The following is a 20,188-nucleotide window of genomic DNA, read 5'->3' as shown; positions in this document are numbered from 1 at the left end:
ATGAAGCGTAGAATAATAAAAAAGCCTTCTAACGTACGAAGAAGGCTTTTCATCTTAGTGATTGTCTCCTCCTCATCTGCCGGACTTTAACATCCGCTGGAAGTAGCACCTGACCGTTTGGCTGGTTGCTGAAGCATCGACGGGCCAGTTCCCTCCGCTTCTCTTGATAAGAATGACTATGAAGTTGTGTGAATAATTTTACATATCATATCGTTGTTTGAGAGTTCCGTCAATAGACAATGTCGGAAGTGAACTGGGAGTTACCTAGTATATGTGGTAAACTGTAGAAACATGCGAGGAAAGGGGATTGCTATGAGGGCGTTCAAATTTGTTATTCCGATGGTGTTATTAGTCGGTGGAGTTGCCTGGGTTATGCTTAACAAAAACTTTACAGATGTGCCAGTCATGTCTCGTTTTTATATTACGCTTGGCGCCATGGTTCTGAGTGGAGTCATTTCATTTTTCTTATTTCCTAAGGATGAAGGGAAAAGACGATAAACTGACAGAGGATCAGCTGTCAGTTTTATTTTTATTCAAATTTGTGTTAACCACAAAATAATTATGGTTGACACAATGTGATGCTCCTTTTAAACTATGACTATATAGTAAAAGGGGTGTGACAAATGGGGACAACTGCAACTATGAAACCGAACCGATCAAAGACGATAATCGGAACGCTCGGACTTGTCTACTCAGCGATGTTTGCTGCGTTAATGATGATCGGAGCAAATATTACGTATTTCCTACCGGCTTTATCGGTAAGTGGTGTACCGATTACGCTGCAAACATTCTTTGCAATCTTAGCTGGCCTATTGCTCGGAAGCCGTTACGGGGCACTCTCGATGACGGTATATATGGCAATCGGTCTTGCAGGAGCGCCCGTGTTTGCAAAATTCAGTGGTGGCTTCAGTTCGATTATTAGCCCGACGTTCGGATTTATCCTATCCTATATTTTAGTCGCATATATCGTCGGGAAAATGATTGAAAAGAATAGTACGGTGGCAGGCTTTATAATTGCAGCACTTGTAGGGTTCATCGTTAATTACCTTATCGGAACAAACTGGATGTTCGCTGCGTACAAGCTATGGGCAGCTGCGCCGGATGCGTTCACGTACAAGATGGCGTGGATTTGGATGTTACCGCCGTTACCTAAAGATATTATCCTCTCCATATTGGCTGGCTTGTTCGGTCACCGGATGGCACGCATTCTAAGAACACGTCGTTCTATTTAAACAAACCAAACCGACTTCTTTCTTAACGGGGAGTCGGTTTTCCTATGTCAACTTAAATAGATGAAACATTATCCTTGCCTGATCCGTATACAAGAGTAAGTACAGTACAAACGGAAGGAAGGCTTACTCATGATTCACTTACTCTTATTTTCTCTCATTGCAGGAAGCGTTGCCGCACTGCTTGCCGTGCCGATGCATAAGAAAGTCCTCAAGGAAGAAAAAGAAAGCAGTCCCGGTTTTAGAATGGCCCTTCTGATCATTACAGCTGTTTTGATCACGGCAGGTATCTCTATTTTTTACTACACAACAAATTTAGATCAGCATTGGTCCTCATTATGGGTTCTCTTACTCGCTGCAGCGATACTTGGAACTCTTCTAGATGGCGGAGTGTATAGGAAAGCAAAGATGACCGTTGCAGGCCTTGCAATCATTGCAGGGATTTACATTCTTTCCGCTCCTTTATTAAATGCGAACACGAAGTATGAGGCAGTTGAGATGGACCAGCAAGTGGAAATCGAAGCGTTCGACGAAACTCAGACGCCTGCGAGTGTGCCGCCTAAATTTGCACGCAACAAAATGAAAAAAGCTTTCGGGCAAGTGCCGAATACGAGTTATTACGATCTAGGTCATCTACAAATCCAAAAGGTGAAAGATGATTATGTATATATCGCCCCAGTTGAGTTTTCAGGGTTCTTCAAATGGTGGAACGGTAAGACGACACCAGGATACTTCCAAATGAGTGCCACGGACTCTGCGGATAATCCGAAGTTTGTCTCTTCGGAAATGACGTATACGGAGACATCCTACTTCAACAAACAAGTGGACCGTCATATGCGTTTACAATTTCCTGAACTGATCTTTTATGGAGATGTCCAGTTGGAAATCGACGACGAAGGCAATCCGCATTACATTCGTTCTTATGGAGAATTCATCTCCGCGCGCAATGGATTTGACGTAAAAGGGATTGTCATGACGGATCCGAAGAATGGGGCAGTTGAGAAGTTTGCGCTTGCGGATATCCCGGATTATATCGATGGTGCCGTCTCGCCGGAAGCTGTCAGTTTGCAAAACAGTTATTTCGGAAAGTATGTGCATGGTTTCTGGAATTCGTTTATCGGTAAAAAAGATGTCAAATTACCATCTGATGAAGGAACGGAAGTAAATGTCAGTCCAATTTTCGATGAAAACGGACATATGTACTACTTCACTGACTTTACAAGTCCGAAAGAAGGCGTCGATTCGATGCTCGGTTATGCGCTGACAGATGGGCGTACTGGGGAAGCGACGTATTACACAGGTGATTTAGAGGAATCCTACATGGACTCTCAAGGTGCCCTGCAAATTATTGAAAAAAAGTTCATCGAGAAAAAATGGTCTGGCGAAATGCCTGTCCTTTATAACTTCTACGGAGAAGCAAGTTGGCTGACCCCTGTACTGGACTCGAACGGTTTCCTGCAAAACTACTTCATAGTATCTGCTGCGAATCCGGAAATATCGGTGTTTGGCAACTCCCCGAATGATGCACTGAAACTGTATAAAACAGCATTACAACGAGGAGGCAGTTCTGTGAATGGAAGCTCGGAAGCGGAAGAAGCGAAGGCAGCGATCACTGCTAAACGTGTCTATAAAGAGCGGGTAGGGGACTTTACATTGGTTTCTGTAAAATCGGAAGATGGACGGAACTTCCTAGTTTCGTCTGAAACGATTCCGGAAGCGGTGTACGTGCAAGAAGGCGACAAATTAACGATTACGTATGTAGAAACAGGGGAACTCTTCCTTCCTGTCAAGGAGCTCACAAATGTCTCGTTAATGGAATAAGGGAATGGTTTTTAAAGCCATAACAAAAGCGGAAGCCGTTAAGGTGGCTTCCGCTTTTGTACGTTGTTTTATTGAAGGGCAACTATTACATTAAGCACTAACGTGAGCAAAAGGTTTCAGGATATTTGTTTTACCTTCTGTGCGGAATGTCAATACTTTATCGATCGGGTCGTAGGATTCACCGTAAAATTCATCATCTTTATACGTATGGATTTCTTCATACGTCATCTTCATTGCATTATAGACGGTCTCTTCTTCTGCATCTTCAGGTGACCAGTAAAGGATTTCGAGGTCAGTTTGTTCTCCAGTCGCGAGTGAACGACGGCTATATCCGATGCGGGATGCATGATGGAAATTTTCACGAGCATAGAAACGTAACCTTTTCTCTGTGTCCGTATCTTCATAATTCACCGGTTCCACTTCCAACAAAATCGGCTTCCCTTTTTCCTTGAGCTGTGTCAGCAGTTTTTTGCCAAGACCTTCACCCCGTGCAGAGGATGAAACAAACAAATAATCGACAAACACAAACGATTCTGTCTCAACATACATGAGCACGTGTTTCTCGCCTTCATCTTTACAATAAACATTGTGCTTATCCTTTAATAACGCGTCCATATGCTCTTTTGACTTCATTTCTTCAATAGGGAAATACTCACTTAGTTTCTCGTACCAATTCATTGGTTCAATCTCCTCCGTCGGTATGGGTGTACCCGGAGCTTTTTGTTGGGGGTCGAACGTAGAGAGGAAAAAAGAGGTCAGAAAAAAATCCTCGACTTTATTCTATACCCCTATTATAAACATACTAAACAAAAATGTTCAACTTTTTTATTTTTTCCTCCTCTGCTCATACGTTCTGCAAAATTCTTGCGTGCCTATTGTTTAATACGGTACAATTAAGTCAAAGATAGTCAAAGTCAACAATGATGACTGTGCCAATAAAAGAGGTGAGAGGATGCGTAATATTTCCGACATCATAGAAGGGTATTTAAAATCGATTATCGAACATGAAGATAATGGGATCGTGGAAATCAAGCGCAACGAAGTGGCGGAAAAATTCCAATGTGTTCCTTCGCAGATCAATTACGTCATTAAAACGCGATTTACATTGGAGCGGGGTTATGCTGTGGAATCCAAACGCGGCGGCGGCGGGTACATCCGGATTTATCGGGTTCAAACGAATTCACGTAAAGAACTATTGGATCACGTATTGGAAAGTGTGCAAGAAGGCGCTTCATATACAATGGCGGAAGACGTGATCTATCGATTGATTGCAGAACAAGTGGTTTCAAAAAAGGAGGCCAGGCTCATGCTTGCAGCTGTCGAACCGGCTGTCCTGAACTATCCGTTACCTGAACGGGATATGATTCGAGCGAGAATCTTACAGGCCATGTTATTTTCGCTCCTATACGAACAATCGGAGTGAAGCGGCGAGTTATCTAAACTATTGAGGTGGTAAAACATGCTTTGTGAAAATTGTAAAGAACGTCCAGCTTCCGTTATTTTGATGCAGGATACGCCAAATGGACCGATTGAACGGAATTTGTGTGAGAAGTGTGCATTTAACTTACAGACGTTTTCAATCAGCCCGAATCAGGAGCCGATGTCCATTCAACAATTTCTGTCACAGTGGTTGAGTGGAAGTGAAACGTTCCAACAGCAAACGCGAGAGGTTCAGACAATGCCCGAATGTCCGGAGTGCGGTCTAACCTTCCATCGCTTTTTAGAAATCGGTAAGTTCGGTTGTCCTACGTGCTATGAAACGTTCCGTGAGCGACTGCCAAAGGTGTTTGGGAAGCTGCATAATGGCAATACAAGCCACAAAGGTAAAGTTCCCGCATCGTTCAATGAAAAGATGAGCATTAAAAAGAAAATCGAGGAACTTCGAGCGCGTATGCAAGAAGCGATTCAAGAGGAACAATTTGAACAGGCTGCCGTATTGCGTGATGAAATAAAAGACTGGAAACAGAAACTCGCTGCAGAAACAGAGGAAGGGAGGAGTCATCATGGGGAATAATCAGTTTATGCAAAACGCTGTCACAGGCTGGATGATCCCTCATGGAGAGCATTCCGATATCGTGATGTCGACCCGCATCCGCCTTGCTCGAAATCTCCGCGAATTTCGGTTCCCTATCGCTTTCTCTGACGAACAGGCGGAAGAGGTCGGTAGAATTGTTTCGGAGGCACTGCTTAGCACAGGTGAAAAAGGGTATTCCTATACGAGAATGAAAGAATTATCGTCACTTGACCGTCAAGTGCTTGTTGAAAAGCATTTGATAAGCCCGCAACTTGCAGAAGCTGAACTATTCGGAGCAGTACTCCTATCTGAGGATGAAACCATCAGTATTATGGTCAACGAAGAAGATCATTTACGTATTCAGTGCATCTATCCGGGATTGCAGCTCGAAAGCGCCTATCAGAAAGCAAGTGAAACCGATAGTGCACTTGAAAAGAAACTGCCTTATGCATTCGATGAAGAGTTTGGATATCTCACAAGTTGTCCATCCAATACGGGAACTGGAATGCGTGCTTCTGTCATGCTGCATTTGCCGGCACTCACGATGACCCGGCAGATTAACCGGATCATCCCGGCTGTTTCAAGGCTAGGTATGGTAGTGAGAGGAAGTTACGGCGAAGGCAGTGAAGCACCGGGAAACGTCTACCAAGTATCCAATCAGCTGACGCTCGGTAAATCTGAGAAAGAAATATTAGCTGAACTGGCAAATATCGTCTCCAGATTGATCGCCCATGAACGCAGATCACGTGAATTACTACTTGAGAAGTCGCGAATTGCGCTTGAAAATCGGGTGTTCCGTTCACTTGGGACCATTTCGTACGCCCGGCTGCTTCCTTCCGCAGAAGCGGCTCGATGCCTGTCTGACGTCCGGCTCGGCATCGATCTTGAATTGATCGAAGATGTGGAAATGACGATTTTAAACGAGTTGATGATTTTCATGCAGTCCGGATTTCTTCAACTTTATGAAGGAGAAGAGTTAACGTCTGAAGAATTAGATATTAGTCGCGCTAAACTTTTCAGAGAACGTTTGAAAAATGATCCTTCAGAAGCAGATGGACAGACAGACCGTTCTTGAGCGTCTCTTTTGCGTCCATGTAACCGATTCGATATAATAGTCAAAGATAGTCAAAGTCAATTCACCCGGAAACCGATTGTTTAACGGACCGGAAGAATATAGATAGAAGTAGTACGATGAAAATTATTCCCTGCAGAAGGAGAGGAATGTTAATGATGTTTAATCGATTCACTCAACGTGCACAAAAAGTGCTCCAACTCGCTCAAGAAGAAGCCATCCGTTTAAAACACGAAGCAATTGGAACAGAACATATTCTACTTGGACTTATCCGTGAAGGCGGCGGCATTGCAGCAAAAGCATTAGAAGCGATCGGTGTCAGTTTCGATACAATTGAAACTGGCGTGGAAACACTCGTTGGAACAGGCAGTAAAGAAGTCGGACCAATCGTACATTACACACCGCGTGCAAAGAAGGTCATTGAGCTTTCTGTGGACGAATCCCGAAAACTCGGTCACTCGTATATTGGAACAGAGCACATTCTGCTTGCACTAATCCGCGAAGGGGAAGGTGTAGCCGCTCGCGTACTCAACAATGCAGGTGTCAGCTTGAACAAAGCCCGCCAGCAAGTGCTTCAGCTGCTCGGAAGTAATGACACGGCCAATGCAAGCGGTCAAAATGCATCGGCAACAGCTGCGACTCCAACATTGGATGGATTAGCACGGGACCTAACTGAAATTGCACGCGAAGGAACTCTGGACCCCGTCATCGGGCGAGGTAAGGAAATTACACGTGTTATCGAAGTCTTAGCGCGCCGTACAAAGAACAATCCGGTTCTAATTGGTGAGCCCGGTGTTGGTAAAACAGCAATTGCTGAAGGGCTTGCGCTGCAAGTCGTGAACAACGAAGTTCCTGAAATTTTGCGTGATAAGCGCGTCATGACGCTTGATATGGGAACGGTCGTTGCGGGTACCAAATACCGCGGTGAATTTGAAGATCGCATGAAAAAAGTGATGGAAGAGATCCGCCAAGCAGGCAACATCATTCTATTCATCGATGAGTTGCATACGCTCATTGGGGCTGGTGGAGCAGAAGGTGCAATCGATGCATCGAACATTTTGAAACCATCACTCGCTCGTGGTGAGTTGCAGTGTATCGGTGCAACGACACTCGATGAGTACCGGAAGTATATTGAAAAAGATGCAGCACTCGAACGTCGTTTCCAGCCGATTCAAGTGGATGAACCATCCGTCGAGGAGACTGTGCAGATTATTACTGGGCTACGCGATAGATATGAAGCGCATCACCGGGTTAAAATCACTAACGAAGCGATTGAAGCGGCAGCGAAAATGTCGGATCGCTACATTTCGGACCGGTTCTTACCTGACAAAGCGATTGATTTGATCGATGAAGCAGGTTCGAAAGTCCGACTGCGTTCTTATACGACGCCGCCCAACTTGCGTGAACTTGAGAAGAAGTTGGAAGCCATCCGTTCAGAGAAGAATGCTGCAGTTCAAAGTCAAGAATTCGAAAAAGCAGCATCTTATCGCGATAAAGAGCAGAAGATGAAAGAAGAGCTCGAAACGACAAAAACGGAATGGAAAGAAAAACAAGGCAAGACGGAATCTGAAGTAACCGTAAATGATATAGCGGAAGTTGTAGCGATGTGGACTGGAATCCCGGTTGCGCGTATTGCAGAAACAGAATCCTCGAAGCTGTTGAACATGGAAGAAGAGCTGCATAAGCGTGTCATTGGTCAAAAAGAAGCTGTTGCAGCTATTTCCCGGGCAATACGTCGAGCGCGCGCAGGATTGAAAGATCCGAAACGTCCGATCGGCTCGTTCATTTTCCTTGGGCCTACTGGAGTCGGAAAAACAGAGCTAGCAAGAGCGTTGGCTGAAACAATGTTTGGCGACGAAGACTCCATGATCCGGATTGACATGTCCGAGTACATGGAAAAGCATACAACGTCGCGTTTAGTCGGATCCCCTCCAGGATATGTCGGATATGAAGAAGGCGGTCAGTTAACCGAAAAAGTACGCCGCAAACCATATTCCGTCATCTTACTTGATGAAATTGAAAAAGCGCATCCAGATGTGTTCAACATCCTGTTGCAAGTGCTTGAAGACGGACGATTAACAGATTCCAAAGGGCGCACAGTCGATTTCCGCAACACGGTGATCATCATGACTTCAAATGTCGGTGCACAAGAGTTGAGAAAGAACAAATATGTCGGATTTAATCTTCAAGATGGAGAGCAAGATTATGAAGACATGAAGAAGAAAATGTTGGAAGAGCTGAAAAAAGCATTCCGCCCTGAATTCTTGAACCGTGTAGATGAGATGATCGTCTTCCATTCACTTGAAAAAGAGCAATTGGAAGAGATTGTTTCCTTGATGGCGGATGAATTGAGCAAACGGCTCGCTGAACAAGATATTGAACTTGTATTGACTCAAGAAGCGAAGTTGAAAATCGCGGATGAAGGGTACGATCCTGAATATGGCGCGCGTCCACTTCGTCGCGCACTTCAGAAACACGTGGAAGACCGTCTTTCGGAGGAACTTCTTAAAGGGACAGCACTTACTGGTAGAAAAGTGACAGTCGACTATGTGGACGGTAACTTCACAGTAGATACGCAACAAGAAGAAATGGTGGAAAATTAATAAGAAGCAGAGGAATAGGATAGTCCATCCCTAGTTGGAAAAAAGGGGAGGGGCTGTCCTCTTCGTCGTTTGGAGGATGTATATGGCGAAAAAGAAAACGAAGTTCATGTGCAGAGCATGCGGATATGAGTCGCCTAAATGGATGGGGCGGTGTCCGGGCTGCGGTGAATGGAACACGATGGATGAAGAAACGGAAATTGTTCAAAAAGGTCCTCGCGGAGCGTTCCAGCATTCTGATGCCGTGAAGCAGAAAGCGATGCCTATCAACGACGTCGCGATAGAGGATGAACCGAGAATCCGCACAGAAATGGAAGAGTTGAATCGTGTATTAGGCGGCGGCATTGTTCCGGGCTCGCTTGTATTGATTGGCGGAGATCCGGGAATCGGGAAATCCACATTGCTGCTTCAAGTGTCTGCGCTTTTAGCGAACCAACAGCAACGCGTGTTATACATTTCAGGAGAAGAATCGATTCGGCAGACCAAGCTGCGAGCACAACGTCTCGGTGTGCTGTCCGATGAATTATATATATACGCAGAAACGGATCTTGCGCTAATACATGATACGATCGATAACGTAAAACCGAAATTTGTTGTAGTGGATTCAATTCAAACCATCCATCACCCAGAAGTTGCCTCTGCTCCGGGAAGTGTATCACAAGTAAGGGAATGTACAGCGGAATTAATGAAAATAGCAAAGACGCAAGGTATCGCGATCTTCCTGGTAGGCCATGTCACTAAGGATGGTCAAATTGCAGGACCGCGCCTGCTTGAACATATGGTCGATACCGTATTGTACTTTGAGGGGGAGCGTCATCATACGTATCGTATTTTACGCAGTGTGAAAAACCGCTTCGGGTCAACGAACGAAATCGCGATTTTCGAAATGCTTCAAGCGGGATTGAAGGAGGTTCTGAATCCTTCTGAAATGTTTATCCAGGAACGTTCTCAAGGCGGTGCCGGCTCCACCATTGTCGCCTCGATGGAAGGGACACGCCCAATTCTTGTGGAAATTCAGGCACTTGTCACACCATCCAGTTTCAATTATCCAAAACGGATGGCGACGGGTCTGGACCAAAACCGGGTGTCACTTTTGATGGCGGTATTGGAAAAACGGATGGGAATGCTATTACAAGCACAGGATGCGTATATTAAAGTGGCGGGTGGCGTGAAACTCGACGAGCCTGCGATTGATCTTGCTGTCCTTATGAGTATCGTATCGAGTTATCGTGACGTTGCAGTACGGGCTTCTGACTGCTATATGGGTGAGGTGGGACTGACGGGTGAAGTCCGGAGAGTTTCCCGTATCGAACAACGTGTAGGAGAAGCGGCTAAACTAGGATTTGAGCGAGCTGTCATTCCGGCTTCCAATATCGGCGGATGGGAATACCCTGAAGGTATCCAAGTCGTGGGAGTGGAAACAGTTCGTGATGCACTTGACCTTTGTTTACCACAGTAATTACTGGAGTGCTAGGAACTTTTGGACCTTTTTGGGAGTCCTGTTCTATAGATACAGGATTCCTGATTCTTTGAGGTTCCAAAAAGCAATCGGTAGGGAATACATGTATACTAGTACTACTAAAAGGAGGTGGATCGAATGCTAAAACGAATTGTACAAATCATGTTTTTACTGGTTGGTGGGACACTTGGCGTATTGTTTCTTCCGTACTTATTCCAATTATCTTCTTTCACAGCATCACCATTTATAAATAACCCTTATGTCGCTGCCATTTTAGGAGCACTTTTCCTATTCGTGTTCAGTACGTTTTTAACAGATCCGATAGTCAACTTTATAAAGTGGTTAGAGGATTTACTGATGAAAGCTCCAATTTTAGATTTACTATTTGGTTCAATAGGATTGATTATAGGTCTATTCGTTGCTTTTTTAGCTGGATGGGGGTTAAGTAATATTCAAATTCCTGGTTTCACTTCGGTGATACCCATCTTGCTGTCAGTTTTACTAGGTTATTTAGGGTTCCAGGTGGGCTTTAAAAAACGAGATGAGTTTTTAACAGCCATTTTCTCCATCCGCAATGTAGGTCGGAAAAAGGAGCCTGAAACGGAAGCTGACGTATCTAAAAACCCTGTCTACAAGGTGCTCGATACAAGTGTCATCATCGATGGTCGCATTGCGGATATCGTTGACACTGGATTTCTCGAAGGTGTGTTGGTCGTGTCCCAGTTTGTATTGACGGAGCTCCAACACATTGCGGATTCTGCGGATACATTGAAGCGGACGAAAGGAAGGCGTGGTCTGGATGTGCTCCGTCGCTTGCAGGAAGGTGATGGCAAGAAGATCTTGATTACGGACGAAGACTTTCCGAATGTAGCTGAAGTCGATTTAAAATTAGTGAAGCTTGCTAAAAAGATGAATGGACTCGTCGTCACAAACGATTTCAATTTGAACAAAGTCGCAGATCTGCACGGAGTTTCCGTGTTGAATATCAATGACCTTGCGAATGCTGTGAAACCTGTGGTTATCCCTGGTGAAGAAATGCATGTCGTGGTCATCAAAGACGGAAAAGAACACAATCAAGGTGTTGCTTACTTAGATGACGGAACAATGATTGTTATTGAAGATGGACGGAACTTTATCGGCACTGCTATTGAAGTTGTAGTGACGAGTGTGTTGCAAACTTCCGCAGGTCGCATGATTTTCGCGAAACCTAAAAATGGTAAACAAACCAAAGCCCACTGATCGCCAAGCAGTGGAAAGGAGTCATGATGGAATATACAGTAATGATGCCTGCTGCCGGAAGTGGAACACGGATGGGAGCAGGGCATAACAAACTTTTCCTCGAACTTGAAGGGAAACCGATTTTGGCCCGCACGTTGGCTGTGTTTCAACAGGATCCTTGGTGTACAGGAATCATTTTAGCGGTGAAGGAAACAGAACGCACCACAATTGAAACAATCATCCAGCAAGAACAAATCACAAAAATTAATGCTTTGCCTGAAGGTGGGACCGAACGTCAGCACAGCGTGAAAGCATGTCTTGCAGCCCATCAAACCGGTGGTATAGTCCTTGTGCACGATGCGGCCCGCCCTTTTATCAAACAGGATGTTATCCATGAACTTGTTATGAGTGCTTCCCGGCATGGGGGTGCAGTTGCGGGTGTTAAGGTGAAAGATACGATGAAATACGTAAAAGATGGAATCGTTGAAGAGACGGCAGACCGCGAACGTTTATGGATCATTCAAACCCCACAGGCATTCCGTTACGAAATTTTGGAAGAATCGTCCCGGAAAGCGGAGGACGAAAGCTTCTTGGGGACAGACGAAGCGATGCTTGCAGAGCATGCAGGCTATGAAGTGCGGATTGTTGAAAGCACGTATGACAATATTAAAATGACGACACCAGAGGATCTTGCCTATGGTGGGTATCTCTTGAAAAAAAGGCTGGAGGAGACGGTATGATGATACGAATTGGACAAGGTTTTGACGTACATGAATTTGCAGAAGGACGCCCGCTGATTATCGGAGGAGTTACGATTCCGCATACTAAAGGATTGATCGGCCACTCTGATGCGGATGTCCTATTGCACACCATTACAGACGCGGCGCTTGGAGCGATCGGCAAAGGGGATATCGGTCATCACTTCCCGGACACAGATGCTGCGTTCAAAGACGCAGACTCAGCAGTTCTTCTTCAGGAAGTCTGGAAGCTGGTAGAAGAAGAAGGCTACACGCTTGGTAACGTGGATTGTACCATTATGGCGCAACAGCCTAAACTTGCACCGCATATTGAAACCATTAAAAACCGCGTAGCCTCTTTACTGCATGCAGATCCTAGTCAAGTGAACATTAAAGCGACTACAACAGAAAAATTAGGGTTTGTGGGAAGAGAAGAAGGGATTGCATCTCTTGCGGCGATTCTATTGGTGAAAGCTTGAGTTTTTGGTAAACTAGTCTATACAAGTAATTATTATTTGAACTAACAGAACGGAGATGTCTAGTCATGACAGCAGAAGTACGTGTGCGCTATGCGCCGAGCCCAACAGGTCATTTACATATCGGAGGAGCTCGTACCGCATTATTTAACTATTTGTTCGCTCGCCATCATGGCGGGAAATTCATAGTACGGATTGAAGATACTGACACGGTTCGTAATATTGAAGCTGGTGAATTGTCGCAGCTTGAAAACTTGAAGTGGCTTGGAATCGAGTACGACGAGTCGGTGGATATCGGCGGACCTTTTAGTCCTTATCGCCAAATGGAACGACTTGATACGTACAAAAAGTATTCCGAGGAGATGCTTGAAAAGGGCGCGGCTTACAAATGTTTCTGTACCACTGAGGAACTTGAAGCTGAACGTGAGCAACAAAAGGCGGCAGGGATTGCAGCGCCTATGTATAAAGGGACTTGCCGTCATTTGAGCGCAGAACAAGTTGCGCAAAAAGAAGCAGCTGGCATGCCGTATACAATCCGCATGCGTGTTCCTGAAAATGTAACATACACGATTGACGATCTTGTACGCGGCAGTGTTCAATTCGAATCTAAAGACATTGGTGATTGGGTCCTTGTGAAAGCGAATGGCATTCCTACGTATAACTTCGCAGTTGTCATTGACGACTTCATGATGAAGATGTCTCACGTTTTCCGCGGAGAAGAGCATTTGACGAATACACCAAAGCAGCTCATGGTCTTTGATACATTCGGCTGGGAAGCACCTCGTTATGGGCATATGACACTCATCGTCAACGAAGATCGCAAAAAGTTGTCCAAGCGGGATGAGTCGATCATTCAATTCATTTCTCAATATAAAGATCTTGGATTCTTACCGGAAGCGATGTTCAATTTCTTTGCACTGCTTGGGTGGTCTCCTGTTGGAGAAGAAGAGCTGTTCACGAAAGAGGAACTCGTCGAACAGTTTGACGAGAGCCGTCTATCGAAATCGCCTTCCATGTTCGATAAGCAGAAATTGACGTGGATGAATAACCAATATATTAAAAAGCTGAGCCTCGACGAAGTCGTTGCATTGACGTTGCCGCACCTTGTGAAAGCAGGTCGGGTGAGTGAAGATATGACAGCGGAAGAAAGTGCATGGATTCATGACTTAATCGCACTTTATCACAGCCAGTTAAGTTATGGAGCTGAAATTGTTGAGCTGTCTGCCCAATTCTTCAGCGACGCAGTTGAGTATGATGAACAATCAAAAGAAGTTTTGGCTGGAGAACAGATTCCTGAAGTGATGGCCTCTTTCAAACAGCAACTTGAGAACCTTGAAACTTTCGATGCACCGTCAATCAAAGCGGCCATCAAAGCGGTCCAAAAGGAAACAGGGCATAAAGGGAAAAACTTATTCATGCCAATCCGTGTGGTCGCAACTGGTCAAGCACATGGCCCGGAATTGCCGGAATCGATTGCATTGCTTGGTCGGGAAAAGACGATTGCGCGCGTCGGGAAGTTTGTACAGTAAGCCTTTGTTGACAAGCGGAAACAGCCGTGTACAATAAGAGTAATCTTAGAATGTATCGCATATATAAAGCGTTGAAGAGGAGAAGTATGTAAAACACACCCTTCAGAGAAGATCTCCATTGGCTGAAAGAGATCTGGGTCACCCGTTTTACAGAAATGCACCTTTGAGCGCCAGGCTGAAATCCAGTAAGCCGGACGGTTCGTCTCCGTTACAGACGTCGAGTGAAATGGAATTCTCCTATTCCGTTTCAAAAAAGAGTGGAACCACGCAACAACTGCGTCTCTGTCATTAGACAGAGGCGTATTTTTTTTTATAGAAAAGGGGGACCGACATGTTTTCCAGAATGAAAGAAGACATTCGCTGCATTTTTGACCAAGACCCCGCTGCTCGGAGTACGATCGAGGTCGTCTTGACCTACTCAGGATTACATGCTATTTGGTCACATCGGATTGCACATGTACTGTTTAAAAAGAACATGCACTTCGCAGCTAGGGCACTTTCCCAAATGAGCCGCTTTTTCACTGGGATTGAAATCCATCCTGGGGCCAAAATCGGAAGAAGGCTTTTCATCGACCATGGAATGGGAATTGTGATAGGTGAAACTTGTGAAATTGGTGATGATGTCACGATCTATCAAGGTGTCACGTTAGGTGGAACTGGTAAAGAAAAAGGGAAAAGACACCCGACTCTTCATGATAGGGTTCTAGTAGCGACGGGTGCGAAAGTGCTCGGTAATATTGTGATAGGTGAAAACAGTAAAGTCGGAGCCGGTTCCGTCGTGTTGAAAGATGTCCCGGCGGAATCGACAGTTGTTGGGATTCCAGGAAAAGTAGTTATTTCCAATGGTGTTCGGGTAAAAGATCGGCTGAATCATACATTGCCTGATCCTGTAGCGGAAATGTGCTCCTCGATGGAAAACAGGATTTCGCAATTGGAACGGCAGCTAAGTGACCTTAAAAAAGATATTCAAATTCATGATGAAAAGGATGAGAATTGATGACAATCCAGTTATACAATACGTTGACACGTAAGAAAGAGGAATTTGTTCCTGTCACTGAAGGGGAAGTGAAAATGTATGTATGTGGACCGACTGTTTACAACTACATTCATATCGGAAATGCTCGTCCTGTCATCGTGTTCGATACAGTACGAAGGTACTTGGAATACCGCGGTTACAACGTCAAGTTCGTTTCCAATTTTACAGATGTGGATGACAAAATCATTAAAGCCGCAAACGAACTTGGCGAAGAAGTACCGGAGTTAACTGAGCGGTTTATCCAAGCGTATTTTGAGGACGTGGGCGCACTCGGATGCAAGAAGGCGGATATGCATCCTCGCGTAACCGATCATATTCAAGATGTGATCGACTTCATTTCATTATTGGTCGAAAAAGAATATGCTTATGAATCAGACGGGGATGTCTATTTCCGTACGAGAAAATTTGATGGATATGGAAAGCTATCGCACCAGTCCATTGACGAATTGAAAGTCGGTGCTCGTATCCAAGCGAGTGAACGCAAACAAGATGCCTTGGATTTCGTATTATGGAAAGCGGCAAAAGAAGGTGAAATCTCGTGGAGCAGTCCATGGGGAGAAGGCCGCCCTGGCTGGCACATCGAGTGTTCGGTAATGGCTAGACAACTACTTGGTGATACGATTGATATACACGCGGGTGGGCAGGACTTGACGTTCCCGCATCACGAAAACGAGATCGCTCAGTCCGAAGCGCTGACAGGTAAGACGTTCGCTCGCTATTGGATGCATAACGGATATATAAATATCGATAATGAAAAAATGTCGAAGTCACTAGGGAACTTCGTGCTAGTACACGACATCATTCAACAGATTGACCCGCAAGTGTTGAGATTCTTCATGCTCTCCGTGCACTATAGTTCTCCAGTGAACTTCTCACAAGATCTTGTGGAAAGTGCTGCGAATGGGTTGGATCGTATACGTACTGCCTATCAAAACGTTGAACACCGTCTAGCTGTATCTGCGGATAATGGGGACCAACATGATATTTGGCTCCACAAAATCCAACAACAGCAAACTGCTTTCGAAGAAGCGATGGATGACGACTTCAATACAGCTAACGGAATTGCGGTTATTTTTGAGCTCGCAAGATTAGCGAATGTATATCTGCTCGAAAAGAACACTGAAAAAGTTGTGCTTGAAGCATTTTTGAATACGTTTAATCAGTTGATGAGTGTTCTTGGTCTGCCGTTCAAAGAGAAGGAAGAACTCCAAGATGAAGCAATCGATCGGTTGATAGAAGAACGTTTGGAAGCGCGTAAAAATCGTGACTTCGCCCGTGCAGATGCAATCCGCGATGAATTGAAAGAGCAAGGGATCCTTCTGGAAGATACTGCGCAAGGGGTCCGGTGGAAACGATCATGAGTGACTACAGTCTGCGCCCAGCAGATGTTCGACAGTTAAAAGCATTATCCCTCGCCTATATGGGAGATGCGGTCTATGAGCAGGCGGTGCGTGAGCATCTCCTGCGCTCAGGTCGTGTCAAACCGAATGTCCTTCACAAGGAAGCGACCCAATTCGTATCTGCAAAAGCGCAAGCATCCATTTTGCGGGCAATGGTAGACGAAAACTTTTTGACTGAAGAAGAGATGGCAGTCATGAGACGCGGCAGAAACGCAAAATCAGGATCTGTACCTAAAAATACAGATGTTTTAACATACAATCACAGTTCTGCGTTTGAAGCAGTCATCGGTTATTTGTATTTGTTGGAAGATAGAGAGAGAACGGCTGAGTTCATACGTAAGGCTATCGAATTTATAGAAGGAGGAGAAGACCGTGTCAGAAACTGAAGAAACCGAAATGATAGGCGGCAAAAATCCAGTCGTTGAGGCATTGCGTTCGGGAAGAGAACTGAATAAGATCTGGATTGCAGACGGGTTGAATAAGCAAAGTATCGGGGAGATTACGACGCTTGCCAAGAAAGCTGGAGTTGTTGTACAAGCTGTTCCGAAAAAGAAACTTGATCAGTTGCTGGATGTGAACCATCAAGGAATCGTTGCCTCTGTAGCAGCATACACATACGCAGAGCTGGACGATATTTTTGCGGTAGCAGAACAACGAGGAGAAGATCCATTCATTTTGTTGTTGGATGAACTTGAAGATCCCCATAATCTTGGATCGATCCTGCGTACTGCAGACGCTGTTGGTGTACATGGAATCATCATACCTAAAAGACGTTCAGTTGGTCTTACGGGTGTTGTTGCAAAAGCCTCGACAGGTGCAATTGAACACGTTCCGGTCGTTCGTGTTGTGAACTTAGGGCAAACCGTTGATGAATTGAAGAAGAAAGGTGTTTGGATTGCGGGCACAGATGCAAAAGGCTCTGCTGACTATCGGACAATGGACGCGACGCTTCCGCTAGCAGTCATTATAGGCAGCGAAGGAAAAGGTATGTCCCGTTTGTTGAAAGAGAAATGTGATTTTCTATACCACTTACCGATGCGCGGGCACGTCACCTCCCTTAACGCTTCTGTTGCGGCTTCGCTGCTTATGTACGAAGTGTTGCGCAAACGGCTGCCGAATCCGTCTACACCATGAAAAAAGATATCCTGCTAGTAGATGGTTATAACATCATCGGTGCTTGGCCGGAATTACGGGAGTTAAAACGTTTGAAACTTGCAGAGGCGCGTGACCGACTGATTGACCAGTTAGCAGAATACCAAGCATTCAAAGGCTGGCGGGTAATCGTCGTGTTCGATGCGTACCTAGTGCCGGGGATTGAAAACAAAGAAAAACGTTCCAGTGTGGAGATTGTTTTTACGAGAGAGAACGAAACTGCTGATGAACGTATCGAAAAATTGGTTTCTGAACTATCCAGACGTACCGTTCAACTGCATGTGGCCACTTCCGATTTTACCGAACAATGGATCATTTTTGGTCAAGGAGCACTAAGAATTTCTGCGCGGGAATTAGAGATTGAAATGCAGGAAATCGACAAAATCATATCTGCGAAAGTGCAGGCGATCCAAGAAAACCGCTCATTTTCAAAAATACAATTATCGCAGGAAGTGGCGGAAACTTTCGAAAAATGGCGCAGAGGGAACAGGTGAGCGGTTGACGCAAAAAAATTCCTTAAGGTATAATTGACGAACTAGTATGATAAACCGGAGTGATGGGGAATGGCGGAAAAGACAGCTTATGCACCTAGGACAGCAGACTTCAGTACCTTTTCCGATGAACAATTGATCGGAATCATCCAAGAAGGGAACACAGATGCACTCGACTTTCTCATTACCAAATACCAATCATTCGTTAGGATGAAGGCGCGTTCTTACTTCATGATGGGCGGGGACAAGGAAGACATAATCCAAGAAGGCATGATTGGGTTATACAAGGCGATTCGTGATTTCCGTGAAGATCGGCTCAGTTCGTTCAAAGGGTTCGCAGAGTTGTGTATTAAACGGCAGATCATCACGGCCATCAAAACAGCTACCCGGCAAAAACACATTCCGCTTAATTCATCGGTATCATTAGACAAGCCGGTATATGACGAAGAATCTGATCGGACTTTACTGGATGTCTTGACGGGTCCATTGAACGATGATCCTGAGGATTTAATGATTTACAAAGAGAACTTTGTTCAAATGGAAGTTGAGATGAACAAAGTTTTGAGCAGTCTTGAAAAGGAAGTGCTCGGTCTCTATCTGGACGGACAGTCCTATCAAGAAATCTCCGAAGAACTGAATCGTCAAGTGAAATCGGTAGACAATGCATTGCAGCGCATTAAACGTAAGCTTGAGAGGTATATGCAGGTAGACGTTGTTACATGAAGCATCGCCAATTTTCTGACTATCCTTGCATTGACAGGGAATAGGTTAGGTGGTACTCTTTATCAAGACTATGGAAAGACTAGGTGTTCACTAGATATGTCTAAAAAAATTGTAGTAAGCTGTGAGAAATGCGGCTCCAGAAACTATTCACTTCCGGCAGGCAGTAACAAAACAACTGAACGGCTGGTCCTGAAGAAACACTGCAGTCATTGCAATGAACATACGTTACACAGACAAACAGCGTGAGGGTCTGGCTAGACTTGAGGCCGTCATATCTACTATTCGGAGGTTTGCAAAAGAATGGGCAAGATAACAAGTTTCTTTAAAAATGTTGTCACGGAAATGCGGAAAGTCAGCTGGCCGAAACGCAAAGAACTGACTCGCTATACAATCGTGGTTATCGGTACAGTAGTATTCATGGCAGTTTATTTCGGTCTTGTGGATCTTGGCTTATCACGAGTAATGGAATGGTATGTTTCGTTATAATAGAGCACGTTGAATCGCATACTGAAAATATCCCGTCTAACTGAAAGAGCGGGTTTTTTCATTTGAACAAAAAAGGAGGGACGGACGCGAAGTCCTCAATGATATGGAAATGGAGAAAAATTGGTACGTCGTCCATACGTACTCAGGGTACGAAAATAAAGTGAAAGAAAATCTTGAAAAGCGCGTTGAAACAATGGGAATGCAAGACAAGATTTTCCGCGTGATTGTTCCTGAAGAAGAAGAAACGGATTTCAAAGAAGGTAAAAAACGTACAGTGATGCGGAAAACGTTCCCTGGTTACGTCCTTGTTGAAATTATCATGACAGATGATTCATGGTATGTGGTCCGGAATACGCCTGGAGTCACAGGGTTCATCGGTTCATCAGGTGGCGGAGCGAAACCGACACCGCTTCTTCCTGAAGAAGTGACGTTCATCCTTAAGCAAATGGGTATGAAGGATCGTAAAATGGAAGTTGACTTTGAAATTGGCGAAATGGTGGAAGTGCTAGAAGGACCATTTGCTGGATTCCAAGGTAAAGTCGAAGAAATCGAACTTGACCAAGGCAAAGTAAAAGTGTCTGTAGATATGTTCGGCCGCGAAACGAACATGGAACTTGACTTTGAACAAGTAGAACGGACGAGCTGAAAAAATTAATTCGTTCCCTCTTGCAAAACCTGAGGAATAGTGATATTATTTCAAAGGTCAGACATAGAAATGTCTGAACGTCTTACAAAATTCTACCGG

Annotated in this window: 22 protein-coding genes, 1 riboswitch and 1 other annotated feature; of the genes, 21 read left to right on the top strand and 1 reads right to left on the bottom strand. The window is 44.8% G+C overall.

Going from position 1 to position 20,188, the window contains the following annotated elements; all coding sequences use genetic code 11:
* Positions 1-69: 69 nt before the first annotated feature.
* Positions 70-173: riboswitch (SAM riboswitch) on the bottom strand.
* Positions 174-312: 139 nt separating this feature from the next.
* From H9659_RS04355 to H9659_RS04345, 3 genes are all read left to right on the top strand, one after another.
* Positions 313-498, top strand: coding sequence for a hypothetical protein (locus H9659_RS04355; protein ID WP_025782849.1), 186 nt, complete (start codon positions 313-315; stop codon positions 496-498).
* A 125-nt stretch (positions 499-623) separates the two neighbouring features.
* Positions 624-1,232 (top strand): biotin transporter BioY, encoded by a 609-nt coding sequence (locus tag H9659_RS04350; protein ID WP_191688704.1) that lies wholly within the window; start codon positions 624-626, stop codon positions 1,230-1,232.
* A 129-nt stretch (positions 1,233-1,361) separates the two neighbouring features.
* On the top strand, positions 1,362-3,050 hold the full coding sequence (locus tag H9659_RS04345; protein ID WP_191688703.1) for a hypothetical protein: 1,689 nt from the start codon (positions 1,362-1,364) through the stop codon (positions 3,048-3,050).
* A 90-nt stretch (positions 3,051-3,140) separates the two neighbouring features.
* On the opposite strand, the gene H9659_RS04340 is transcribed toward H9659_RS04345, so the two are convergent.
* Positions 3,141-3,728 (bottom strand): GNAT family N-acetyltransferase, encoded by a 588-nt coding sequence (locus H9659_RS04340; RefSeq protein ID WP_191688702.1) that lies wholly within the window; start codon positions 3,726-3,728, stop codon positions 3,141-3,143.
* Between the two features lie 274 nt (positions 3,729-4,002).
* Between H9659_RS04340 and H9659_RS04335 the strand changes: the two genes are divergently transcribed.
* The 18 genes from H9659_RS04335 to nusG all read left to right on the top strand — a co-directional run bounded on the left by H9659_RS04335 (position 4,003) and on the right by nusG (position 20,089).
* Positions 4,003-4,473, top strand: a complete 471-nt coding sequence (locus H9659_RS04335) for a CtsR family transcriptional regulator (RefSeq protein WP_191688701.1) — start codon at positions 4,003-4,005, stop codon at positions 4,471-4,473.
* A 36-nt stretch (positions 4,474-4,509) separates the two neighbouring features.
* The gene (locus tag H9659_RS04330; protein ID WP_191688700.1) at positions 4,510-5,064 is read left to right on the top strand and encodes a UvrB/UvrC motif-containing protein; all 555 of its coding nucleotides are present in this window, start codon (positions 4,510-4,512) and stop codon (positions 5,062-5,064) included.
* A complete protein-coding gene (locus H9659_RS04325) occupies positions 5,054-6,139 on the top strand; it encodes a protein arginine kinase (protein WP_191688699.1) in 1,086 nt (361 codons plus the stop codon). The genes H9659_RS04330 and H9659_RS04325 overlap by 11 nt, the downstream gene beginning before the upstream one ends.
* Before the next feature lie 152 nt (positions 6,140-6,291).
* Positions 6,292-8,739, top strand: a complete 2,448-nt coding sequence (locus H9659_RS04320; protein WP_225217643.1) for an ATP-dependent Clp protease ATP-binding subunit — start codon at positions 6,292-6,294, stop codon at positions 8,737-8,739.
* 82 nt (positions 8,740-8,821) lie between these two features.
* Entirely contained in the window at positions 8,822-10,195 is a 1,374-nt protein-coding gene (radA, locus tag H9659_RS04315) for a DNA repair protein RadA (protein ID WP_191688698.1), read from the top strand.
* Positions 10,196-10,333: 138 nt separating this feature from the next.
* Positions 10,334-11,434 (top strand): PIN/TRAM domain-containing protein, encoded by a 1,101-nt coding sequence (locus H9659_RS04310; RefSeq protein ID WP_191688697.1) that lies wholly within the window; start codon positions 10,334-10,336, stop codon positions 11,432-11,434.
* 26 nt (positions 11,435-11,460) lie between these two features.
* Positions 11,461-12,153 carry a 2-C-methyl-D-erythritol 4-phosphate cytidylyltransferase gene (gene ispD / locus H9659_RS04305; protein ID WP_191688891.1) on the top strand — a complete coding sequence of 231 codons (693 nt, stop codon included), beginning with the start codon at positions 11,461-11,463 and terminating at the stop codon, positions 12,151-12,153.
* Positions 12,153-12,629 carry a 2-C-methyl-D-erythritol 2,4-cyclodiphosphate synthase gene (gene ispF, locus H9659_RS04300; RefSeq protein WP_191688890.1) on the top strand — a complete coding sequence of 159 codons (477 nt, stop codon included), beginning with the start codon at positions 12,153-12,155 and terminating at the stop codon, positions 12,627-12,629. The genes ispD and ispF overlap by 1 nt, the downstream gene beginning before the upstream one ends.
* Before the next feature lie 65 nt (positions 12,630-12,694).
* Positions 12,695-14,155, top strand: coding sequence for a glutamate--tRNA ligase (gltX, locus tag H9659_RS04295; RefSeq protein WP_191688696.1), 1,461 nt, complete (start codon positions 12,695-12,697; stop codon positions 14,153-14,155).
* 62 nt (positions 14,156-14,217) lie between these two features.
* Positions 14,218-14,442, top strand: a binding site (T-box leader).
* Between the two features lie 44 nt (positions 14,443-14,486).
* Positions 14,487-15,152, top strand: a complete 666-nt coding sequence (cysE, locus tag H9659_RS04290; RefSeq protein ID WP_191688695.1) for a serine O-acetyltransferase — start codon at positions 14,487-14,489, stop codon at positions 15,150-15,152.
* Entirely contained in the window at positions 15,152-16,552 is a 1,401-nt protein-coding gene (gene cysS / locus H9659_RS04285; protein ID WP_191688694.1) for a cysteine--tRNA ligase, read from the top strand. The genes cysE and cysS overlap by 1 nt, the downstream gene beginning before the upstream one ends.
* Positions 16,549-16,977: a Mini-ribonuclease 3 gene (locus H9659_RS04280; RefSeq protein WP_191688693.1), complete on the top strand. Its 429-nt coding sequence runs from the start codon at positions 16,549-16,551 to the stop codon at positions 16,975-16,977. The genes cysS and H9659_RS04280 overlap by 4 nt, the downstream gene beginning before the upstream one ends.
* Before the next feature lie 10 nt (positions 16,978-16,987).
* Positions 16,988-17,725 carry a 23S rRNA (guanosine(2251)-2'-O)-methyltransferase RlmB gene (gene rlmB / locus H9659_RS04275; RefSeq protein WP_191688889.1) on the top strand — a complete coding sequence of 246 codons (738 nt, stop codon included), beginning with the start codon at positions 16,988-16,990 and terminating at the stop codon, positions 17,723-17,725.
* The gene (locus H9659_RS04270; RefSeq protein ID WP_191688692.1) at positions 17,722-18,237 is read left to right on the top strand and encodes an NYN domain-containing protein; all 516 of its coding nucleotides are present in this window, start codon (positions 17,722-17,724) and stop codon (positions 18,235-18,237) included. The genes rlmB and H9659_RS04270 overlap by 4 nt, the downstream gene beginning before the upstream one ends.
* Before the next feature lie 69 nt (positions 18,238-18,306).
* Complete coding sequence (sigH, locus tag H9659_RS04265) at positions 18,307-18,957, top strand: RNA polymerase sporulation sigma factor SigH (RefSeq protein WP_191688691.1); 651 nt, start codon at positions 18,307-18,309, stop codon at positions 18,955-18,957.
* Positions 18,958-19,053: 96 nt separating this feature from the next.
* Positions 19,054-19,203 (top strand): 50S ribosomal protein L33, encoded by a 150-nt coding sequence (gene rpmG, locus H9659_RS04260; protein ID WP_191688690.1) that lies wholly within the window; start codon positions 19,054-19,056, stop codon positions 19,201-19,203.
* A 54-nt stretch (positions 19,204-19,257) separates the two neighbouring features.
* On the top strand, positions 19,258-19,443 hold the full coding sequence (gene secE, locus H9659_RS04255) for a preprotein translocase subunit SecE (protein ID WP_191688689.1): 186 nt from the start codon (positions 19,258-19,260) through the stop codon (positions 19,441-19,443).
* Between the two features lie 109 nt (positions 19,444-19,552).
* Positions 19,553-20,089, top strand: coding sequence for a transcription termination/antitermination protein NusG (gene nusG / locus H9659_RS04250; protein WP_191688888.1), 537 nt, complete (start codon positions 19,553-19,555; stop codon positions 20,087-20,089).
* Positions 20,090-20,188 lie beyond the last annotated feature (99 nt).

The sequence above is a fragment of the Sporosarcina gallistercoris genome (assembly GCF_014836415.1).
GTDB classification, from domain to species: domain Bacteria; phylum Bacillota; class Bacilli; order Bacillales_A; family Planococcaceae; genus Sporosarcina; species Sporosarcina gallistercoris.
Note: the sequence above shows the minus strand (reverse complement) of the source record. Positions and strands in the feature narration are given on the sequence as shown.

Coding starts and splice junctions, on each gene's coding strand:
- H9659_RS04355 (WP_025782849.1), top strand. CDS start 313: ATGAGGGCGTTCAAATTTGTTATTCCGATGGTGTTATTAGTCGGTGGA.
- H9659_RS04350 (WP_191688704.1), top strand. CDS start 624: ATGGGGACAACTGCAACTATGAAACCGAACCGATCAAAGACGATAATC.
- H9659_RS04345 (WP_191688703.1), top strand. CDS start 1,362: ATGATTCACTTACTCTTATTTTCTCTCATTGCAGGAAGCGTTGCCGCA.
- H9659_RS04340 (WP_191688702.1), bottom strand. CDS start 3,728: ATGAATTGGTACGAGAAACTAAGTGAGTATTTCCCTATTGAAGAAATG.
- H9659_RS04335 (WP_191688701.1), top strand. CDS start 4,003: ATGCGTAATATTTCCGACATCATAGAAGGGTATTTAAAATCGATTATC.
- H9659_RS04330 (WP_191688700.1), top strand. CDS start 4,510: ATGCTTTGTGAAAATTGTAAAGAACGTCCAGCTTCCGTTATTTTGATG.
- H9659_RS04325 (WP_191688699.1), top strand. CDS start 5,054: ATGGGGAATAATCAGTTTATGCAAAACGCTGTCACAGGCTGGATGATC.
- H9659_RS04320 (WP_225217643.1), top strand. CDS start 6,292: ATGATGTTTAATCGATTCACTCAACGTGCACAAAAAGTGCTCCAACTC.
- radA (WP_191688698.1), top strand. CDS start 8,822: ATGGCGAAAAAGAAAACGAAGTTCATGTGCAGAGCATGCGGATATGAG.
- H9659_RS04310 (WP_191688697.1), top strand. CDS start 10,334: ATGCTAAAACGAATTGTACAAATCATGTTTTTACTGGTTGGTGGGACA.
- ispD (WP_191688891.1), top strand. CDS start 11,461: ATGGAATATACAGTAATGATGCCTGCTGCCGGAAGTGGAACACGGATG.
- ispF (WP_191688890.1), top strand. CDS start 12,153: ATGATACGAATTGGACAAGGTTTTGACGTACATGAATTTGCAGAAGGA.
- gltX (WP_191688696.1), top strand. CDS start 12,695: ATGACAGCAGAAGTACGTGTGCGCTATGCGCCGAGCCCAACAGGTCAT.
- cysE (WP_191688695.1), top strand. CDS start 14,487: ATGTTTTCCAGAATGAAAGAAGACATTCGCTGCATTTTTGACCAAGAC.
- cysS (WP_191688694.1), top strand. CDS start 15,152: ATGACAATCCAGTTATACAATACGTTGACACGTAAGAAAGAGGAATTT.
- H9659_RS04280 (WP_191688693.1), top strand. CDS start 16,549: ATGAGTGACTACAGTCTGCGCCCAGCAGATGTTCGACAGTTAAAAGCA.
- rlmB (WP_191688889.1), top strand. CDS start 16,988: ATGATAGGCGGCAAAAATCCAGTCGTTGAGGCATTGCGTTCGGGAAGA.
- H9659_RS04270 (WP_191688692.1), top strand. CDS start 17,722: ATGAAAAAAGATATCCTGCTAGTAGATGGTTATAACATCATCGGTGCT.
- sigH (WP_191688691.1), top strand. CDS start 18,307: ATGGCGGAAAAGACAGCTTATGCACCTAGGACAGCAGACTTCAGTACC.
- rpmG (WP_191688690.1), top strand. CDS start 19,054: ATGTCTAAAAAAATTGTAGTAAGCTGTGAGAAATGCGGCTCCAGAAAC.
- secE (WP_191688689.1), top strand. CDS start 19,258: ATGGGCAAGATAACAAGTTTCTTTAAAAATGTTGTCACGGAAATGCGG.
- nusG (WP_191688888.1), top strand. CDS start 19,553: ATGGAGAAAAATTGGTACGTCGTCCATACGTACTCAGGGTACGAAAAT.